Origin of the sequence: Amycolatopsis sp. NPDC004079 (genome assembly GCF_040610415.1) — a bacterium.
GTDB classification, from domain to species: Bacteria; Actinomycetota; Actinomycetes; order Mycobacteriales; family Pseudonocardiaceae; genus Amycolatopsis; species Amycolatopsis halotolerans.
The window spans coordinates 231,889-250,310 of the sequence record NZ_JBEXMH010000002.1; the positions used below are offsets into that span (position 1 = coordinate 231,889).

Consider the following 18,422-nt stretch of genomic DNA (forward strand, 5'->3'; position numbering starts at 1 on the left):
GATGACCGAAACCTGCCACAGGGCACGCCGACGATGCAATAGGGTGGCGGCAAACTGTCAGGCATGACCCGGCCCGAGGGTGGAAAGCGTCTTGCGAATCGTGATCGCAGAGGACAACGCGCTCCTGAGAGAAGGCATCGTCCTCCTCCTGACGAACAACGGGCACGAAGTCGTGGCCTCGTGCGCGGCGGGGCCGGAAGTGCTTGCCGCACTGCGGAAGCACCGGCCGGACGCGGCCGTGCTGGACGTGCGCCTCCCGCCGACGTTCCGCGACGAAGGGCTGCGCGCCGCGGTCGAAGCCCGGTGCGAATTCCCCGAGCTGCCGATCCTGGTTCTCTCGCAGTACGTGGAACAGACCTATGCCACGCAGTTGCTGGCACACGGAGCGAGGGGAATCGGCTATCTCCTCAAGGACCGGGTCGGCCGGGTCGAGCATTTCCTGGAGGCGTTGGACCGCATTTCCAGCGGCGGCACGGCCCTCGATCCGGAAGTCGTCACCCAGATCCTTAGCCAGAAAGCGGCTTCGCGCCCGCTGGAGAACCTGACGCCGCGCGAACACGAGGTCCTCGAGCTGATGGCGCAGGGGCTGACCAACAACGCCATCGCCGAGCGGCTCACCATCACCGAACGGGCGGTCAGCAAACACATCCGCGGTGTCTTCGACAAGTTCGGGCTGCCGCCCGACGGCGGGAACCTGCACCGCCGCGTCCTGGCGGTGCTCACCTATCTCGGAAACGCCGGCGCGACCGGAAAGGACGGCGGCCAGCAGGCACCGGGCTAGTCGCGGCTCGCGAGCACTTCCTCCGGCGGGGTGCGCAGCACCCTGCGGGCCGGCAGTTCGGTGGCGAGGAAGGCGATCGCCACAACGCCCAGCAGGGCCGCGGGCAGCAGCCAGACCGGGCCGGACGGCCACGGCCTGCCGAGGAAACCGACCCCCAGTATCGCGAGCGGGATCGCGGACAGCACGAAACCCGTGCCTATCGCCATCGCGCTGATCAGCGCGCCCTCCCGGCGGATCATGGCGCGGATCTGCGCCGGAGTGGTGCCGATCAGCCTCAGCGCTGCCAGCTCTTCGCGTCGCCGGGACGTGCTCGCCACGAGCTTGTTGGCCACTCCCAGCAGGATGTAGGACAGCAGCACCGCGAGTGCGGCGAGGTTGACCCACACCGCGGGCGGCGCGCCGCCGACGTTCCCCAGGCCGTCCTTCGGGTTCTTGCTCACCACCAGCCCCGGCTCGCGCGACAAGGCGGCCAATCGATCCGCCGCGGCCTGGCTGCCGTCGGTACGCGCCAGAACCGCGCTGTCCAGTCCGCTGGTGTGCCCGGCGGCCAGCTCGCGCGAGATCGCCATCGGCCCGAAGCCGAGGCCACGACTGTAGACCGCCACGACCCGGGCCTTCACCCTGGCGCCATCGCCGAGTATCAGGTCGAGGTCGCGGCCGACGGCGGTGTCCATCGACTCGGCGGCGTCGGCGCTGACCGCCACCGCGGATCCGGTAAGGCCGCGGAAGTCGCCGGACTCGACGCCCAGATCGAGCACCGCGGACGCGGACGGCGCGAGCACCAGCGCGGCCTGCGAAGTGGCGCGATGCCTGCCTTCATACAGATGGGGCCACAGCACCGTGGTGCTGCTGACTGGGGAAGCCGCCTCGACCCCTTGTGTCGCAGCGACTTTCGCGAGGGTGCCGTCGGGCAACCCGCCCAGCGCGGGCGCCCCCACCGCCACCTGCGCCCGAAGCCCCGCGTCGATCTCCTTGTCTCCGGCCGCCATCACGGTCGTCTGGGTCATCGTGTACGTCAGTGTGAAAAGGATGACCATGGCCAATGTGGACACCGCGCCCGCCACGCGCAGGGCGTAGCCGTGACTGTTGGCCACCGCCAGCCAGGTGGCCGGGGAGGCCTGGGCGGGCAGCCATCTCGCCAGCGCGCCGCTGACGAACTGGACCATCGCCGGACCGGCCAGCGCGAGCCCGATCGCGGCGACGATGCCCGCCAGCGACGTGCCCGTGGCACCGGCCTGGTTCTTGATCAGCAACGGGGTGATGGACAAGACCGTCGCGGCCGCGATCAACAGCGCACCGGTGCCGATGCGACCCGCCGACAGCGTGGCGGGCTCGCTGCCGGACTCGGCGACCGCTTCGGTGGCGGGCATTTTCGAGGTGCGCCATGCACCGAGTCTCGCGGCCACCTGGATCACGAGGAACAGCAGCAGCACCGCGGCGGCCGCGGGCAGCGGGCCGGTGGTCAGCGGCAGTGCGTCCGGCAGCACCCCGAGCGTGACGAGCAGGTTCCGGAACTGCCCCGCCAGCGAATAGCCGAGCACCACGCCCGGAGCCAGGCCCAGCAACGCGATCACCGTGGCCTGCGACGCGGCGAGCCGCCGGATCTGACGTGGCGTCGCGCCCACCGCGCGCAGCAACGCGAGTTCGCGGCGTTGCCCGGAGACAGCCACCGAAAGCGCACCCGCGACGATGAAACCGACGACGAGCAGGGTGATGCCGGCCAGTGAGCCCGCGATCACGAACAGCAGGAATCGCGCGGCCGACGACGAGGGCGACACGACGTCCCCGATCTCGGCGCCGGTCGACACCTCAAGTCCTTGCGGTGCGGCCAGTTTCTTGGCCTCGGCGGCCACCGCGCCCGCCGCGCCGGGTTCGGCGCGCAGCCCGACGAGGTCCACGGTGTCCCGGCGCGGCCCGTCCGCGCGGCCGGCGAGCGCCTTCGCCACCGGGTCGGCGAAGAAAAGGGAGCCGGCCTTCGCGTCGATCACCGCCGTCACCCGGTACGCCCCGGGTTTGCCCGCCACCACGAGGTTCGCCTGCCCGCCCGGCTCGACCCTCAGCGCCGCCGCCGTGGCCGCGTCGAGGGCGACTTCCTCCGGACCGGCAGGCGGGACCCCCCGGACGGCGGGGGTGCCGATGAGCGCGACCGAAGACCAGCCGTGCCCCGCGACAGCCGCGTCGCCGTCCGGCACCACCCGCCCGCCGTCCAGCGCGACCGCGGGGAAGGAGACGTCGCCGACCGCCTTGGCGACGCCCGGAATGCCCGCGAAGCGACTGGCCAGAGCGCCCGGGACCACCGCGCGCTCCGGCAGCGCCACCGGGAGATCCTGATCCTGCGACACCGTTTGGGCCGCCGAAATCACCACGTCCGCCCCGGCGAGGCGGGGCGCCGAAACGTGCGAGCGCCAACCGGAATCGGCCAGCACCGCGGTCGCGGCGACCAGCGCCGCGCCGCCGAGGACGGCGCACAGCACCGCGAAGAGGGCTCCAAGGCGGCGACGCGCCATCCGCATTGCCACACGCAGCACAGGTCAGCCTTTCTGCAACGAAGTCAGCCGGCTGGCCAGCTGCTCGCTCGTCGGCGCTCGCAAGGTGTCGACGATGCGCCCGTCGACCATCACCAGCGTCTGGTGCGCCCGCGCCGCCGCGTCCGGATCGTGGGTGACCATCACCACGGTCTGCCCGAACTGGTCCACCAGATCGCGGAGCAGATCGAGCACCTGTACCGAGGTGCGCAGGTCGAGCGCCCCGGTCGGCTCGTCGGCGAAGACCACGTCCGGATTCGTCGCCAGGGCGCGGACGATCGCGACCCGCTGTTGCTGGCCGCCCGACAGCTCCGACGGCCGGGACCCCAGCCTGCCGCGCATCCCCACGCGCTCGACCAGCGCCCCCACCCATGCGCGATCGACCGCGCGCCGGGCGAGCCGCAACGGCAGGGTGACGTTGTCCGCGACCGTGAGCGACGGCACCAGGTTGTACCCCTGGAACACGAAACCGACGTGGTCACGACGCCACTGAGTCCGCCGGGTCTCGTTGAGCGCGCTGATCTCCTTGCCCCCGATCAGCACCTTGCCGGAGGTGGGCGTGGCCAGGCCGGCGGCGCAGTGCATCAGAGTGCTCTTGCCCGACCCGGAAGGGCCCATGATCGCGATGAACACGCCTCGTTCGACCGCGAGCGACACTTCGTCGAGCGCACGGACGCCGCCCCGGTACTCCTTGGTCACGCTCTCCAGCAGCACCGCGGGCACGCTCATCCGCTCCCGCAAGGCTTCGGCCCGGCGGCTGCCCCTCACCGGTGCCGCACGTGGTGCACGATCAGCCCGATGATGCACAACACGGTCACCACGCCGAACGCCAGCCTGATCAGCGTGTCCATGCTGCCGAGCGAAGCGACCGCGTTCCCCGCCGCGCTGAGCACCAGCAGCAGCCACAACCCTGCCCGCAACGCGACGCTGCCGCCGCCGGACTGGCGCACGGACCGGTTATCCGGCGTCGTGTGCTTTCTCGTGACACCATCGTCGAACCGGTACGGATCCTTCAACGTTCCCACTCCTCGATCAGGTGGACGCCCTCTTGTCACCGAGCGTACGAATCGCGCGGGCGCGCAACGATCAAGGCAGCTGACCTCTTGGGGTTCATCAAGCTGTACCCCCGAACTCCGGAACTCGGCCGAGGCGACGGCGAATTGCGGCGGCTTCCAGGGCTGTCGGCCGCCAGTCGTCGTGGTTTGCGGGCGGCCAGCGCGCAGGCGGCGAACTCCGCCTTCAGCTTCAAGCTTTTGGCCAGCGGGCGGCCGGAGTCCCGGCGCAGCAGCCAATCGCCTGATACCAGGATCGACCGCTTTCCGCGCTGAGAGCCCTTGCCGGAATGTCCCGGCGGTGGTCACGTGATCACGGCAGTCCTGCTGCCCACCTGCGGTCAGCATGCCGAGGTCACCCCACGCTCCCGGGCGTGCCGGTCGAGCCAGCGCAGCCGTGGTCCCCGCGGCCAGTCCGACCGCCGCCGCGATCCCGCTGGTCGGTCCCGGTCAGCGGCGGGCCGTTCTCGCCGTCGGTCACCCGCTTCGACGGGCTGTGCACCAGGATTCTGCGGCGAGGTGCCGATCACGCCCCTGTGCTATTCCTCCAGGATCTCACCGGACGACCGGCGAAGGAATCTTGACCGACCGGTACCCGTTGCCGTCGCGGCGTACCGTCCATCGGCGCCAGTGCTTGGCCGAGAGGCGGACCGGGGCTTGCTCCCGCACCTGCGCGGCCGCCGCGGCCAGCCGTTCGTCGCCCGGGAACGAGAGCCACAGCGACAGCGAGGAGGACGCGGACCCGATCGTCGCCCGTACGCCGGAGGCGCCGAGCGTCCGGCCGTATCCGTCGACCGCGAATCCGCCGATGTCCTCAGTGGACACTCCGGCGTACGGTTCGCGGGTGCCAGCGTCGACGAGGCGCACGGGGAGGTTCAGCACCAGGCAGGCGAGGGATCGGCTGTATTGCGTGACGTCCTCCGGCTCGGCAGCGTCGAGTGCATTGAGGACAGCGAACGCGCTGTCATCCCGGACGCCCCATTCCCGGTGCGTGCGCTCGGTTCGTTTCGGGCCGCCGAGCAGATCGGTGGCGATTTCCTGCCAGCGTTGGGTGCGCTCGGCGGGTCCGCCTGCCCACAGCTGGAACGTCAGGGCGGGTGCGGCAGCGGGCTCCGTGCAGGCGTCGAGGAACGCGCGCACCTTCAAGTGGGCCGCCGAGGGCTTGCGGCTGCGCAGGGCGTGCGCGCCTCCCGACGCCGCCGGGAGGCCGTCGTAGGTCACGATGTCCGGGCGCGTCATGATGGCGCCGCATCTGAGGCGGTGTCCCGAAGGAAGGCGAACCGGGCTCGCTCGGATTCCGCGTCGAAGTCGGGAACGCGCGCCGCTACGCGTGTGACGAGTTCGTCGAGCGCGGCACGCACGGCCGGGCGCAGCAGCGCGGCCGGATCCGTCGTCCGCAGCACTTCCTCGCTGTTGAAGCGAAGCTCTCCGCTCACGGTGCGCTTGGCGAGCATCACCCGGGGCCGACGCAGTCCGGTCGGCTCGGTGACGACAGTGAGGTCGCCGCCGACGGTCACGAACAGGTCGAAGTCGAACTGCCATTCGAGCCGACCGAGTGCGGCGCGGATCCGGGTCAGTTCGGAGATCACGTCGAGCGGGATCGCCGGTCCGCCGTAGACAGTCCGGAAGGACAGGCGGCCCGGAAGCAGGGCGCTCACGCGAAGGTTCCGATCCGCCAGAAGCCCTCGGGCGCGCCAGCGGGAATCAGCGGCGTGATCCACTCCGTGACGACCTCGACGACGGCCGCTTCGAGATCGTCGCGCGTCCACCCGCGCGGACGCGGCGGAACCGCGGGCATCCAGCCGTCTTCGTCCCACACCACCCCGAAAAGGTGCCGATCCTCGTCGAACCGGCGGTCGAGAGCGAACGCGTCGGCTCCTTCGAACCGGGCCCAGACGTCGAACGGGCCTTCGCCGTCCTGGTCCACGAAGACGTCGATCACGACGCCCTCGGCGCGCGCCTCACTCCAGAACCGCTCCAGCCTGGCGGAAGTTTCCTGCGACGCGGTGCCGAGGATCCCGGTCACCGCGGCCCGGTAGTCACCCGTGTCCACGAGAGCGAGCTTATCGCCGGAGGTCAGGAGCGGGCCAGAAGCGTCCAGTCCGCTGTGGACTCGGCCATCCGGAAGTGCTGTGCCAGGTAGCCGCCGTAGATGCGGTTCAGCGTCTCGACGGTGTCCTGGCAGCAGCCCTGCCCGGCCCGCAGCTTGGGCACCATGACCCACCGCGCGTCCCCGAAAACCTGGTCCGCCGGCGGGTGCGTGCGCTCGTCGAAGCTGATCTCCAGGTCCCACCAGAGCGGGCCGCCGGTCACCGGGGCCAGGTCGAGCGCGAAGGCGAACGGGTTGGCCAAGGACATGCTGGCGACGCGATCTCCGGGCCGAATGTGGCGTCGCAGCAACGCCAGGCCGTCGTCGAGCATCGCTGGCACGTCGGAAGCGCTGCGGTACGCGGTCTGCCAGGTCGCGTCCGGCGGGATGACGAAGTCGCCGAGGTGCGGGCTGGTGATCCGCTGCGCCTGCGGGGGCGCTTCGACGAGGTGCCGGCGCGTCGCGCTGATGCCGAGTGCCAGTGCGTCCTTCCCGGCGATCGGCGCGGTCGTCACGATGAGCAGCAGAACGAGCCCAGCGAGCAACGGCGCCGGAATCCGGCGTTGGCCGTCCCCTCCGGTCCAGCGCGGCAGCTCCGGTTTCAGAGCCGCCACGAGCACGAGCGGGATGACGACGAGTGCGGCGAGGTCGGACTTCTCCGGGCTGTTGGCGGCGGAGATCACGACACTCGAACCGAGCACGAACAGCGTGATCAGGAGCAGCCGCCACGGCCGAGCCGGTTCTCCGCGCCGTCGGGCGAGGAAGAAAAGCCCGGCCACGACGAGCAAGGCGAGCGCGCCGACCGGAGCGTTGTACGCGACGGCGTGCAGCAGCATGCTCAGCCGTTTCCCGCTTCCCTGCGCGGCGAACGCCGTCGCGACGTCGCTCGCGTAGCCGATCGGACTGATCCCGAAACCCAGCCAGAACACCACCACGACCAGCCCGAAACCGGCGACCAGGCCAGGCATCTCCCGCGCGGCGAGGGTCCGCAGGAACAGTCCGAAGACGACGGCGACCACGCCCAGCAGGAAGAAGCTCACCTTGTCGTAGGCGAGCAGTCCGAGCACAAGGCCGAGGACAGCGCCGTCGGCCAGCGGCCGACGCGTGCGCGGACGGATCAGCACTGCGAGCAGGAGAGTGGAGTAGAGCAGCCAGCCGAACTTGTTGTAGAGCATCGCGTACGTGGTCGTGCCCGGCGAGTAGCCCGGCGGCCGGACGGAAATGACCAGCAATGCCATGAAGACGGTGAATCCTGTCGCGTACCCGCCGGGCAACCGCCGATGGGAAACATATCCGGCGAGCACCGCCGCGACCGGAAGAAACAGCAAACAGCCGTACCCGACTGCGGCAAGCGAGGGAACCGCTTGCAGCTGAATGCCGAGCGAAGTGAGCACATAGACCAACGGGCCGATGGCATTCGAAAAATCGGTGCCGGGAACCTGTCCCTGCGCGATCCGGTAACCGCCGTCCAGCAGGATGAAATTGTCCCACGGCGCCACGAGCGCGACCGGGCCGAGCCACCAGGAGTACAAGCCCAGCAGGACAACGCCGGCCACGGTCAGCAGCGGACACCGCACCCGGCGGCGCGCATCGCGCACGGAAGCATCGGAATCCTCGAGCCGGACATCATTTTCTGCCGACATGCGTTTCCCATCCTCGGGATTCGTTCGACTGGTCATTTCGAGGCGCCGAAGACCCGGCCGCCCCGCGATGCCTCGTAATCGAGGCGGAAACACCAGGCGTTACATTCGATTTCCATCAGGGAAAATTATCGACAAGATAATTGATGAAGCTCTTTTCCACTGTCGGCGCGGCGGGATAATTGACACCCGCGGGCCGCCCCGGTGTGCCGCCGACGCCGGGCGAGGAGCGCAATTATCGACTCGCACACCGCAATCTCGAACATGGAGGCGGGAGCCGCCCGGCCCTACGGTTCGTCTCGTGGCTGAGATTTCCGAGAACGACCCGTCGCCCCGCCCCGAGCCGATCCGCGTCGCCGAAGAGGATCTTGCCGATCTGCGCGCCAGGCTGGACCGGGTCCGGCTTCCCGAACACGAGACCGTGCCGGACGCGGCCCAGGGAATCCAGTTGGCGCAGTTGGCGAAACTGCTGACGGCCTGGCGGGAACACGACTGGCCCGCGCGGCAGGAGCAGTGGAACGCCATCCCCCACTACCGGGCGGTTCTCGACGGCCTTGGCATCGCGTTCTGGCACGTACGCTCCCCCGAACCGAACGCGCTTCCGCTGATCCTGACGCACGGCTGGCCCGGCTCGATCCTCGAGTTCGAGAACGTCATCGGGCCGCTGAGCGATCCGGTCGCGCACGGCGGTTCCGCGCGCGACGCCTTCCATCTGGTGATCCCGGCGCTGCCGGGCTTCGGGTTCAGCGACCGGCCGCGGGAGCGGGGCTGGGATCCCGGTCGCACCGCACGGGCGTGGGCGCGGTTGATGACCGTGCTCGGCTATCCGCGTTTCGGCGCGCACGGCGGGGACTGGGGCGCGTTCGTGAGCACCGAACTCGCGCGGATCGTGCCCGAGCGGGTCGCGGGTCTGCACCTGACGATGCCGGTGGCCTCGCCGGTGCCCGACGACCTGCTCGCGCCCAGTCCCGCTGAGCAACGAGTCCTCGACCGGCGCACCCTGCACCTGACCGACGGCTACGGCTTCGGGATGCAAATGAGCACGCGCCCGCAGACCCTGGGCTATTCGCTGCTCGACTCCCCCGCCGGGCTGGCCGCGTGGCTGGGCGAGAAATTCGCCGCGTACGCCGACAACCGGCCCGAAATCGGCGGCGGCGTAAGCATTTCGCAGCAGGTCGACACCATCGCCCTGTACTGGCTGACCGGCACGGGCGCCTCGTCGTCCCGGTGGTACTGGGAGGCGATGCGGTGGGTGCCGCGCAGCGCGGAAGCGGAGAACGCGCAACCGGTGACCGTGCCGACCGCCTGCTCGATCTTCCCGGCCGATCCCTGGCCGGCCGTCCGGCACTGGGCCGAACGCCGGTACCTCGATCTGCGCTCCTGGCACGAACTCGACCGCGGCGGCCACTTCCCCGGTCTGGAACAGCCGGATCTGCTGGTGTCCGAGATCAGGGAAGCGTTCCGGCACCCGCGAACCGGTTCCTGATGCCGTCCCGGTCAAGAATCGCGGTACGCCGAAGGCCGCATTCCCGTGTGCCGCAGGAAAGCCGTCGACAGCACGGCCGGGCCCGCGAAGCCGCATCGACCGGCGATCTGGGAGATCGTCAGGTCGGTGTCGCGCAACAGCCGCTTCGCCTCGTCGATCCGCAACCGGGTCAGATACCGGTACGGCGTCGCGCCGGTCGCCTCCTTGAAGACCCGCACCAGGTGGTAAACGCTCAGGTGCGCCTCGCCGGCGAGGTCGGCGAGGGTGATCGGCTCGGCGAGCCGCTCGCGCATCGCCGCGACGACCGCCCGGACCCGCGGATTCTCCCGCTTCGGCCGCGCCCCAGCGGACAACCGCGTATGGCGGGTGAGCAACTGCATCGTCAGGAACGACGCCGCGGACTCGGCGTACAGATCGTCGGCTTCGCCAGCTGTTCCGAGGGCTCGGATGATCTCCTCGACCAGCGGATCCCCTGCCGTCAACGAAGCGGCCATGGCAGCGAAGTCCACTGTGGTGCCGCCGAGCTGCGCTGCGGTCGCGTCCAAAGTGGAGCGCGGAATGTGTACCTGCACGCTGTTCAGCGCCCCGTCCGCCCGATAGCGGCGCACGGCGGGCTGATCCGGCGGCAGCAACTCGAGGCACCCCGGTGTCCAGGGGCTGCGTGCCCACCGGCCGCCTCTGCGCGTCTCCATGACCGCGCGTCCCTTGGTCGGCAACACCAGGTGCAGATCCGCCGCGGCCGGGAGTTCCATCTCCTCGGCCACGGGGACGTGCTCGAAGCGCTGCACGAGCAAGGACTCCCAGCCGGAGTCCTCCCAGCTGCAATACGTCCGCCGGACGTAACGGCCCATTTCGAACCCGGCGTACGGCCGGAGATCCAGCCGCGTGGAGTCGAACACCATGGTCCACAGGCTATCGACGCTCGACACCAGGAGGTTCCATGACCGCCGCACGCGCCGCCGCCCAGGCCTTGCACGCCGCCGTCCGGAAGCGGGACAAAGCGGCTTGGCTCGGCCTGTTCGCCGCGGACGCCCTGGTCGAAGACCCGGTCGGCCCCTCGCAGTTCGACCCGGAAGGCGCCGGGCACCGGGGCCGCGACGCCCTTTCGGCGTTCTGGGACCAGGCCATCGCGCCCAACGAGTCGATCGAGTTCCTTTTCGACGATTCTTTCGCCTGCGGGAACGAAGTCGCCTTCACCGGCCACGTCCGCAGCCAGCACGACGGACACGTGCTCGAGGCCGAGGGCGTGTTCGTCTACCGGGTGGACGAGGCGGGCAAGATCGCCGCCGTGCGGGCTTTCTGGGAGGTCGAGCGCACCATGCGGACGATGCGGCCCGCCTGACCGCTACGCACGGCCCGAGAGCCGGAGATGGGCGGCGGTCCTCCACCAGGACAGCCAGAAGACCGCGTACGGAATCCCCGCGAGCAAACCTAAACCGGAAAGACCGAGGCCGACGAAGTAGATCGCATAAGTCCCGCTCCGGTCGGAATGCACGGCCTGGTTAAGGAGGCCGATGATCCCCGCGCTCTGCAGGACGGCCCCGGCAGCGATCAGGACCACCGCCGCCGCGGTCAGGTGCCGGAGACGGTGTTCCCAAGGCAGCAGAGGGACGGCGAGGCGCCGCTGGTCCCTGGGGACCCGCCGCCAAGTCACGGCCGCCACCACGCCGGCCGCCAGGCCCAACCCGGCGCAGCACATCCCGAAAGTGAAAGCGGCGGCGCCGCCGATATTGGCGCCGCTGTGGGGCGGCGCGGTGATCTCGCTGAGAAATCCCAGGCCCAGCAGCACCGCTCCGGCGCCGAAGAGCCAGATCGCGGCGAGTCTCAACGTCCTGACAGTAGTTCTCATGGTTCCTTCCGGCTGAATGACGCTTCCGCGAGGCGACCCGGCAGCCGGTTCGCCTCGCAGTCCCCCCTGATCACTCAGCCGCTCGTGTCGGACACCAAGAGTGAACGAAACGCATGAACAACTGATTTCAGGCAAACGCATCTTATCCGGTCGTAATCCGCCTGGCGGGGCCTGAGAACGGTGTCGCCGAATGGTTACCGGGCGCCGCTCCCGCTCACCCCTCGCGAGGGGCCGGGATCGCGACCCCGCCCGCGGGCCGGTTGCCGCGATAACGGGCCACCGCGACCCGGACGCCGTTGCGGAACGCGTCCGGCATCGCCGCGAGGACGGTGCTGTGCGGCACCGGACGCGGCACGTCGAGCCCGGTCATCGGCCGCGCGAGGCCGATCCCGCGGACCGTCCACCGCGGCCGCCCGTCCTTGTCCAGGTCGGTGAATTCCAGCGAGACCGGGCGCATCGCCGCCACGCGCACGAGCCCGCTGTCCGGGCCGGTCGGGATCAGCACGTCGCCCGCGTCGAGAAGGAGGCAGACGCGCGGGACCGGCGTGCGGCCGTCGATCGCGACGATGCCGCGGCGGCCGCGTTCGGGCGACCGGAGCAGCCGGACGCATTCGCGGTGCGTCAGCTCCACGTCGTCCATCGCCCGGCTCCTCCCCTGCGCCCTGTCCCGATTCCACCCCGCGGGGGGCGGGAACGCCCACCGCCGGACGTCACTTCCTCAAGGGACTCAAGGCCTTCACTGAACTATTCGCCGGAAAAGTCGATCACGCCAGCCCTGTTCACCGGGTAGTGGAGCCCTCAGCCGCCCCCACCGCCAGCCGCGGCTGTCCCACGGACTTCCGGCGTCCGTCCGGGTCGCGCTGCCGCCGGGCGGCAGGTCGAGGACGTCGAGCAGGCTTTGGTCCTCGTCGACGGCGTGGTGCAGATGCCCGGTCTTGGCGGTGCGGCGGTCGAGGTCCGAGGCGCCGAGGAGATGCCAGACGCCGTCGCCGCCGTGCCGGACCCGCAGAATCGGCTCGCGGAACTCGAAGACCTCGACACTGTGGACGCAGGTCGTGCCCAGCAGCCAGTGCAGCAGCCACCGAGCCCGCCGGTCGCGCTCCATGACCAGGTCGGCGACCGCCCAGACGAACGGCTGGTCACCGTGGACGCGCGCCTGCTCCGCGGTCAGGTCCGGACCGCCCTCCGGAACGCGCTCGAACGGGTCGTCGGTCAGGGAGAACGCGTGTCCGTCCCCGTCGTCGAAGACGACCGCGTGGAAGGTCCCGCCGCCCGGGTTGCCCGCCCCGATCCCGACCGAAAGACGGGCGACGTGCGGGTCCGCCCCGGTGGTCCAGCCGAGCGCGTACGAGGCCAGCTCTCCCCGAGGCCCGACGAACTCGCCGAACGCCCGCCGGTCCATGCCCGTGACCGCGCTGGTCGGCACCTCGACCAGGGTGCCCTCCACCACCTCGATGTCCACCGGCGAAAGATAGCGGATCAGCTGGTCGGCCCCGGTGCGAACGCCGACGTCGTGAGTACGGTGGCGCGATGGACTCCCGGGATTGGCACGCGCTGCCTGGACCGACGTGGTACCGGCCAGCGGAAGCCGCTGCCGCCGCGGGAGATCTGGCCCAGCCAGCGTCTCCGGACGACGCTGCCTCGGCGGTCCGCCGCTTGGCCGCCGCAGTGGTCAACGACCACGCCGGGACCCTGTACCCGGCCGCCGTCCCGGCGGCGCGCGTCCTGCTCACTGTCGTCCGGGACCTGCAGGGCAAGCCGCGCGGCGCAGTGCTGAATACGTTGCTGGACTGGTGGGGCTGTTTCGTCCCGGAGCCCGGATACGACCGCTACCGCGGCCACGACGGGGAGCCGGTCGACCTGATCGAGGCAATCGAACGCCAGATCCGCGGCGCGGCGGGAACGTTGCGGACCCTGGCCTGCTCGGACGGCGCCGCCGGAAAGATGGCCGAGGACTTGCTGACGCGGCTGGAGGCGGGAAGCTGGTCGGACCTCGTCGCTGACGACTGACGGAGCGGATTTCGCCAGCTCCGGTCGACGAACATCCGCTGGACGCCTCATCTTCCCCGGCGATCCGCGCTGCGCGGCGGAAACCACTGGGGCGACCAGGGCCCACGCCTCTGTTCCGCTGTGGATCAGGCGCAGTCCCGGCTGATGGCCGCGTTGATCCGCGCGCCCTCGGACCTGCTCACCGGATGCTGCGGAGTGCTGAAACTCTGGACCGCCTCCCCGTCCGGGGTCGGCCAGGCGGGCGTTGAGCACGGTGCACTGCCGGACCGCGCGCTGCGGGAAGTCGGGCAGTTCCTACCGAAGCGAAGTCCTGTGCCACCGTGTCGGCCGGGCTTTCGGCCGCGTCCCGCATCCAACTCGGCAGGTACTTCGGGTCCGCCTTGATCGGCGCGGGCGGCGGACCGGACTCCGAGGCAACTGGGCTCGTCGGCGACGGTGCGCTCGCCGGGCTGCTGGCGGGCGCGGGCGGCGCGGCAGTGGACGGTGCTGAACCGCAGGCGGCCAGCACAGCCGTGGCGCCGACAGCCGTCAAGAGGACGCGAAGTGGCCGCCCCGCGAGCTGCGCCGGGGTCAGCCTGGTGAAGCATCGTCGATCCACCCGTTCCGGCGGAGAAGTGGTTGCGCGTCGCTACTCCGTTCCTGAGCCGGGCTCGTCGGCGGCAAGAGTGCCCGGCCCCGCGCGCGAGAGGTCCCGGTGTTGTCAGCACGCCAACCGATCGGGGCCGCATGGTCCGGGCGCGCCGGGGTACCCGTCGGGTGAACCCCCGTTTCCCGGCGACGGTCAGGAGGACCCCATGCTGGCGCTGCTCGGTCTGCTTTTGGTGATCTGGCTGGTGTGCATCGTGCTCGGGGTGGTGATCAAGGGCCTGTTCTGGCTGATCGTGGTGGGCGCGGTCCTGTTCGTGGCGACCGCGCTGGTCGGGTTCGTCAAACGGGAGGCGCTGGGACGCGGGCGCTGATCGCTCCGGCCCGGGTCGAAACCTCTCGGCGGCGAGACGATCGCAACACCCGGGCCTGCCCTTCCCGGCTTAGGCTGAAGCCATGGCCGACACCACACCGCCGACTCCGCAGGAAGCGTTCGACCTGCTCATGGCCGGCAACCAGCGCTTCGTCACCAGCGCCCCGGAACACCCGAACCAGGACGCGGCCCGGCGCGCCGCGATCGCACCGAACCAGTACCCCTTCGCGGTCCTGTTCGGCTGTTCCGACTCCCGCCTCGCCGCCGAGATCATCTTCGACCGCGGGCTCGGCGACCTGTTCGTCGTGCGCACCGCGGGCCAGGTGATCGGCGGCGAGGTCCTGGGCAGCATCGAATACGGCGTCGACCTGCTGAGCTGCCCCCTCGTCGTCGTCCTCGGCCACGACTCGTGCGGTGCCGTCGGCGCGGCCCGCGCGGCGCTGGAGGACGGGCTCGCGCCGGTCGGCTACATCCGCGACGTCGTCGAGAAGGTGACCCCCAGCGTCCTCGCGGCGCGGGCGGCGGGCCGGGTCGAACCGCACGAGATCCTCGCCGAGCACGTCAAGCACACCGTCGACCTGCTGCTGGACCGCTCCCGCGTGCTCGCCGACCGCGTCGCGGACGGCCGGGCCGCCGTCGTCGGCCTGCGCTACCGATTGGCCGACGGCAGCGCCGAAGTCGTGGCCGCACACGGCATCGACGTGCCCGTCGCCAACTCCCCGGCCTGAGCGGACCGCTGCGCCGCCTCGCGATCCTCCGCGGGGCGGCGAAGCCCGTGCTTGAGTCTACTGTGGACAGACCGGCCTTTCGGGCAGCGTCTGTGCGCGCAACAGGCAACTCCGCAACGGATTCGCTCCTCGCCGTCCTTCACAAGGCATAGGGTCGTCGCTGAAGCCAGCGACGACCGCCGGAATTCCCTGCGACACAACGGGTGCCGCCTCGAAGGACGAACGATGCCATGAAACTCCTCTTCAGCGCGACCCCCGCGTTCGGCCACATCCTGCCGCTGGTTCCGCTCATGCAGGCGGCGGTCGAAGCCGGGCACTCAGTCGGACTGCTCTCGAGCGCCGGATTCCAGGCCGCGATCACGGACGAGCTTCCCCCGGAGGTCGCATTTCTCGGCGCCGGGGCGATGCCGGGCGAGTTCTCCGGGGAAGCGGCCCGCCACACCGGAGCCGACGTGTTCCATCCGACGCCCGCGGTCATCGGCGAAATCTTCGGCGGGGCGCGCATCGACCTCGGGCTCGCCGACAGCATCGACAAAGCCGCCGGCTGGCACGCGGACCTGGTGATCGCCGAGCCGTTCGACGCCGTCGGCCCCCTCGTCGCCGCCCGGCTGGGAATCGCCTGGCATCGGGCTGGACTCGGTCCGGCGCTCCCGGCGGTGATCAGCGACGAGATCGATCGCGCGGCCTCGGCCCGCCACGACCGTCCGGTCCCGGCCTCGAGTTATCTCGACCCGTGCCCGCCGCAACTGCAGGATCCGGACTGGTCCCCCGGCTCTCCGGTGCGCCCGGTCCGGCCGCGGGCTCACCGCCGGGCGAAGGACGTCGCGCTGGAACTGTCCGAATTCGACACCCCCGGCAAGCCGACGGTGCTCGTCACGTTCGGCACCATCTTCTCCGACCCGGACGTGCTCGCCACGGCCGTAGCGGCGGTCGCCGACAGCGGGGCCAACGTGCTCGCCACGCTCGGCTCGTCGCTCCGGCATCCCACCGCGAGCCAGGAGATTCAGGCCGACCCGCGCGTGCGGTACGTGCCCTTCGTGCCGCTGGGCCAGTTGCTCGACCGGGCGGATCTGGTGGTCGGCGCGGGCGGCGTCGGCACCATTCTCGGCACCCTGGCGCACGGCCTCCCCATGGTGCTCTGGCCGCAAGGTGCCGACCAGCCGATCAACGCCGCCCGCGCGGCCGCGTCCGGGACGGCGATCACGGTGGACTCGGCGGCCGCGATTCGTGCGGCCGCGGCGGAAGCGCTCGAGAACAGCGCCTATCGCCGCGAGGCTCGGAAGGTCGCGGCCGAGATCGCCGACCGTCCCGATCCTGGCGCCGTGATCGCCGGGATTGCCCAGCCGTAGCAAGGATTTTCCTGCCGACGGCGATCTTCCTGGCGGGTGCTGGCCTGACGCCATTCAGCCACCGGCCAGCACCCGACAGTCAGTCAGCGACCGGACACCTCGAAGCCGACCGCGGCCAGCGCTTCCTCGGCAGCCTCCCGGTCCTGCTCGTCGCTGCCGCCGGAAACACCCAGCCCGCCGACGCACCGGCCGTCCTCCACGATCGGACAACCGCCGCCCACCGCCATCATCCGCGGGTGACCGCCCAGTGGCGCGACTCTCGGATCGGCGAGGCGCTCGTTCCACGTATGAGTCGGGATGCGGAAGGAAGCCGCGGTCCAAGCCTTCTCGAACGCGATTTCGGTGGTGAGGAACGGTGCGTCGTCGGCCCGTTCGAAGGCTTTCAGGTGCCCGCCGGGGTCGGTGATCGCGATGGCGGTGGAGAAGCCGATCCGGGCCGCGGCGGCCTGTACCGCGGCGATGAGCGCGACGGCAGCGGCCTGGCTGACCGACGAGGCGGCCGCCGATTTCCGGAGTGTGCTCATCGAACCTCCTTGTCCGGTCGCCGATTCATCGCAGCGGCGACGCTGGAGTCGGGGCCACGCGGGTGACGACGCTCTTCTCCGCGATCAGCAACTCCCGGACCGCCGGGCCGATCTCGTTCTTCCAGCGATCGTTCTGGTAGACGGCCTCGTAAAGCGCCTCGCTCTGGGCCTCGTCCTCGAAGCGGCGCATCCAGACGTAGCCGTCCTCGTGCTCAGCGTCCACAAAGGACGCGGTCACGTCCATGCCCAGCGAGGCCTGGAACGGGATGACCACGTCTTCCATGTAGCGCACCCATTCCGCGCGGCGTCCGGGCCTGGCCTGGTAATGGCGGATTTCGTAGTACACGGCCGGATCACTCCGCCACGGCGAGGACGAGCTTGCCGCGAGTGCGGCCCGTCTCGCCGCGGGCGTGGGCCGCGGCCGCCTGCTCGAGCGGGAAGGCTTCCTCCACCTCGACGACGACCGCACCGGCGTCGATCAGGCCCGCGATCGTGGTCAGCGCGGCACCGTCCGGCTCGACCAAGAACGGCGTGACGTGCACGTCGGCTGCCTTGGCCGCCTGGGCCAGTTCCGTTGACACCCCGGCCGGGACGGCGACCAGCAGGCCGCCGGGACGCAGGACCTGGAGCGAACGAGTGCTGGTCCGATCCTGTGCATCGCCGACCAGATCGATGACGACGTCCACATCGGCGACGGCTTCCTCGAAGCGCGTGGAGGTGTAGTCGATCATCTCGTCGGCACCGAGTTCCTTGAGCCACGGATGGCGAGCGGCGCTGGCGGTGGCGATCACGTGGGCGCCGAGGTGCCGTGCGAACTGGACCGCGAAGTGCCCCACCCCACCAGCGGCAGCGGTGATCAGGACACGCTGACCGGCCTTTACGTGAGCGGTGTCGACCAAGGCCTGCCAAGCGGTCAGCGCCGCCAGCGGTACGGCCGCCGCGTGCACGTGGTCGATCGTGGCCGGTTTGCGGGCCCATTGGCGGGCCGGTGCCGTGACGTACTCGGCATAACCGCCCGCGGCGCGCGGGAACCACGGCATGGCGTACACCTCGTCGCCCGGCGCGAGCGTGGTGACGCCGAAGCCGACCTCCTCGACGACGCCGGACACGTCCCAGCCCAGGATCAGCGGGAACGTCTGCATCCCCGCCATTCCCCGGCCCTCGCGGGTCTTCCAGTCCACCGGGTTGATCCCGGCGGCGTGCACGCGCACCAGTACCTCGGTCGGCACCGGCGCGGGCCGCTCGATCTCCTCGACGGTCAGCACCTCCGGCCCGCCGAATTCCCGGATCGTTACTGCTCGCATGTGCTCGCTCATGGTGTTCTCGCTCATTCCCGTCCCACTCTGGTCTCGCGCCGGGACTGCGGCGCGAGACCAGAGTGCCGCGCGCTCGCGGCCAGGAGTGAGTGGCCGGGAAGACACCTATCGTACT

General features: G+C 70.6%; 21 protein-coding genes. 7 read left to right on the forward strand and 14 right to left on the reverse strand.

Annotated features, from left to right (window positions below):
• Positions 1-91: 91 nt before the first annotated feature.
• Positions 92-781 carry a response regulator transcription factor gene (locus ABZX37_RS02995; RefSeq protein ID WP_354735389.1) on the forward strand — a complete coding sequence of 230 codons (690 nt, stop codon included), beginning with the start codon at positions 92-94 and terminating at the stop codon, positions 779-781.
• Here the strand turns inward: ABZX37_RS02995 and ABZX37_RS03000 are convergent.
• From ABZX37_RS03000 to ABZX37_RS03030, 7 genes are all read right to left on the reverse strand, one after another.
• Positions 778-3,309: an FtsX-like permease family protein gene (locus ABZX37_RS03000; RefSeq protein WP_354735391.1), complete on the reverse strand. Its 2,532-nt coding sequence runs from the start codon at positions 3,307-3,309 to the stop codon at positions 778-780. The genes ABZX37_RS02995 and ABZX37_RS03000 overlap by 4 nt on opposite strands.
• Positions 3,310-3,312: 3 nt before the next feature.
• Positions 3,313-4,035, reverse strand: a complete 723-nt coding sequence (locus tag ABZX37_RS03005) for an ABC transporter ATP-binding protein (RefSeq protein ID WP_354735627.1) — start codon at positions 4,033-4,035, stop codon at positions 3,313-3,315.
• Positions 4,036-4,070: 35 nt separating this feature from the next.
• Positions 4,071-4,322: a hypothetical protein gene (locus ABZX37_RS03010; RefSeq protein ID WP_354735393.1), complete on the reverse strand. Its 252-nt coding sequence runs from the start codon at positions 4,320-4,322 to the stop codon at positions 4,071-4,073.
• Between the two features lie 591 nt (positions 4,323-4,913).
• Positions 4,914-5,597: a hypothetical protein gene (locus ABZX37_RS03015; protein WP_354735395.1), complete on the reverse strand. Its 684-nt coding sequence runs from the start codon at positions 5,595-5,597 to the stop codon at positions 4,914-4,916.
• Complete coding sequence (locus ABZX37_RS03020; RefSeq protein ID WP_354735397.1) at positions 5,594-6,016, reverse strand: hypothetical protein; 423 nt, start codon at positions 6,014-6,016, stop codon at positions 5,594-5,596. Before ABZX37_RS03020 ends, ABZX37_RS03015 begins: the two co-directional genes overlap by 4 nt.
• Positions 6,013-6,411 carry a DUF6389 family protein gene (locus ABZX37_RS03025; protein ID WP_354735399.1) on the reverse strand — a complete coding sequence of 133 codons (399 nt, stop codon included), beginning with the start codon at positions 6,409-6,411 and terminating at the stop codon, positions 6,013-6,015. The genes ABZX37_RS03020 and ABZX37_RS03025 overlap by 4 nt, the downstream gene beginning before the upstream one ends.
• Positions 6,412-6,434: 23 nt before the next feature.
• On the reverse strand, positions 6,435-8,090 hold the full coding sequence (locus ABZX37_RS03030; protein ID WP_354735401.1) for a hypothetical protein: 1,656 nt from the start codon (positions 8,088-8,090) through the stop codon (positions 6,435-6,437).
• A 298-nt stretch (positions 8,091-8,388) separates the two neighbouring features.
• Here ABZX37_RS03030 and ABZX37_RS03035 point away from each other — a divergent pair, with 298 nt between their 5' ends.
• Complete coding sequence (locus ABZX37_RS03035) at positions 8,389-9,573, forward strand: epoxide hydrolase (RefSeq protein WP_354735403.1); 1,185 nt, start codon at positions 8,389-8,391, stop codon at positions 9,571-9,573.
• An 11-nt stretch (positions 9,574-9,584) separates the two neighbouring features.
• Here the strand turns inward: ABZX37_RS03035 and ABZX37_RS03040 are convergent, their stop codons facing one another.
• Entirely contained in the window at positions 9,585-10,475 is an 891-nt protein-coding gene (locus ABZX37_RS03040) for an AraC family transcriptional regulator (protein WP_354735629.1), read from the reverse strand.
• Positions 10,476-10,513: 38 nt separating this feature from the next.
• Between ABZX37_RS03040 and ABZX37_RS03045 the strand changes: the two genes are divergently transcribed.
• Positions 10,514-10,915 (forward strand): nuclear transport factor 2 family protein, encoded by a 402-nt coding sequence (locus ABZX37_RS03045; protein WP_354735405.1) that lies wholly within the window; start codon positions 10,514-10,516, stop codon positions 10,913-10,915.
• 3 nt (positions 10,916-10,918) lie between these two features.
• On the opposite strand, the gene ABZX37_RS03050 is transcribed toward ABZX37_RS03045, so the two are convergent.
• The 3 genes from ABZX37_RS03050 to ABZX37_RS03060 form a co-directional block, all read right to left on the reverse strand.
• Positions 10,919-11,422, reverse strand: coding sequence for a hypothetical protein (locus tag ABZX37_RS03050; protein WP_354735407.1), 504 nt, complete (start codon positions 11,420-11,422; stop codon positions 10,919-10,921).
• A gap of 214 nt (positions 11,423-11,636) precedes the next feature.
• On the reverse strand, positions 11,637-12,062 hold the full coding sequence (locus tag ABZX37_RS03055; RefSeq protein ID WP_354735409.1) for a hypothetical protein: 426 nt from the start codon (positions 12,060-12,062) through the stop codon (positions 11,637-11,639).
• A 96-nt stretch (positions 12,063-12,158) separates the two neighbouring features.
• On the reverse strand, positions 12,159-12,884 hold the full coding sequence (locus tag ABZX37_RS03060) for a hypothetical protein (RefSeq protein ID WP_354735411.1): 726 nt from the start codon (positions 12,882-12,884) through the stop codon (positions 12,159-12,161).
• Between the two features lie 68 nt (positions 12,885-12,952).
• Here ABZX37_RS03060 and ABZX37_RS03065 point away from each other — a divergent pair, with 68 nt between their 5' ends.
• The 4 genes from ABZX37_RS03065 (at position 12,953) to ABZX37_RS03080 (ending at position 16,467) form a co-directional block, all read left to right on the forward strand.
• The gene (locus tag ABZX37_RS03065) at positions 12,953-13,432 is read left to right on the forward strand and encodes a hypothetical protein (RefSeq protein WP_354735413.1); all 480 of its coding nucleotides are present in this window, start codon (positions 12,953-12,955) and stop codon (positions 13,430-13,432) included.
• A 794-nt stretch (positions 13,433-14,226) separates the two neighbouring features.
• Positions 14,227-14,391, forward strand: coding sequence for a hypothetical protein (locus ABZX37_RS03070; RefSeq protein WP_344273237.1), 165 nt, complete (start codon positions 14,227-14,229; stop codon positions 14,389-14,391).
• Between the two features lie 82 nt (positions 14,392-14,473).
• Complete coding sequence (locus ABZX37_RS03075; protein ID WP_354735415.1) at positions 14,474-15,118, forward strand: carbonic anhydrase; 645 nt, start codon at positions 14,474-14,476, stop codon at positions 15,116-15,118.
• A 230-nt stretch (positions 15,119-15,348) separates the two neighbouring features.
• On the forward strand, positions 15,349-16,467 hold the full coding sequence (locus ABZX37_RS03080; RefSeq protein ID WP_354735417.1) for a glycosyltransferase: 1,119 nt from the start codon (positions 15,349-15,351) through the stop codon (positions 16,465-16,467).
• An 83-nt stretch (positions 16,468-16,550) separates the two neighbouring features.
• Here the strand turns inward: ABZX37_RS03080 and ABZX37_RS03085 are convergent, their stop codons facing one another.
• Genes ABZX37_RS03085 through ABZX37_RS03095 form a run of 3 tightly spaced genes read right to left on the reverse strand, consistent with a single transcriptional unit; the run spans position 16,551 to position 18,295 of the window.
• Positions 16,551-16,991 (reverse strand): heme-binding protein, encoded by a 441-nt coding sequence (locus ABZX37_RS03085; protein WP_354735418.1) that lies wholly within the window; start codon positions 16,989-16,991, stop codon positions 16,551-16,553.
• A gap of 25 nt (positions 16,992-17,016) precedes the next feature.
• Positions 17,017-17,337, reverse strand: coding sequence for an NIPSNAP family protein (locus ABZX37_RS03090; RefSeq protein WP_354735420.1), 321 nt, complete (start codon positions 17,335-17,337; stop codon positions 17,017-17,019).
• A gap of 7 nt (positions 17,338-17,344) precedes the next feature.
• On the reverse strand, positions 17,345-18,295 hold the full coding sequence (locus tag ABZX37_RS03095; protein WP_354735631.1) for an NADP-dependent oxidoreductase: 951 nt from the start codon (positions 18,293-18,295) through the stop codon (positions 17,345-17,347).
• Positions 18,296-18,422 lie beyond the last annotated feature (127 nt).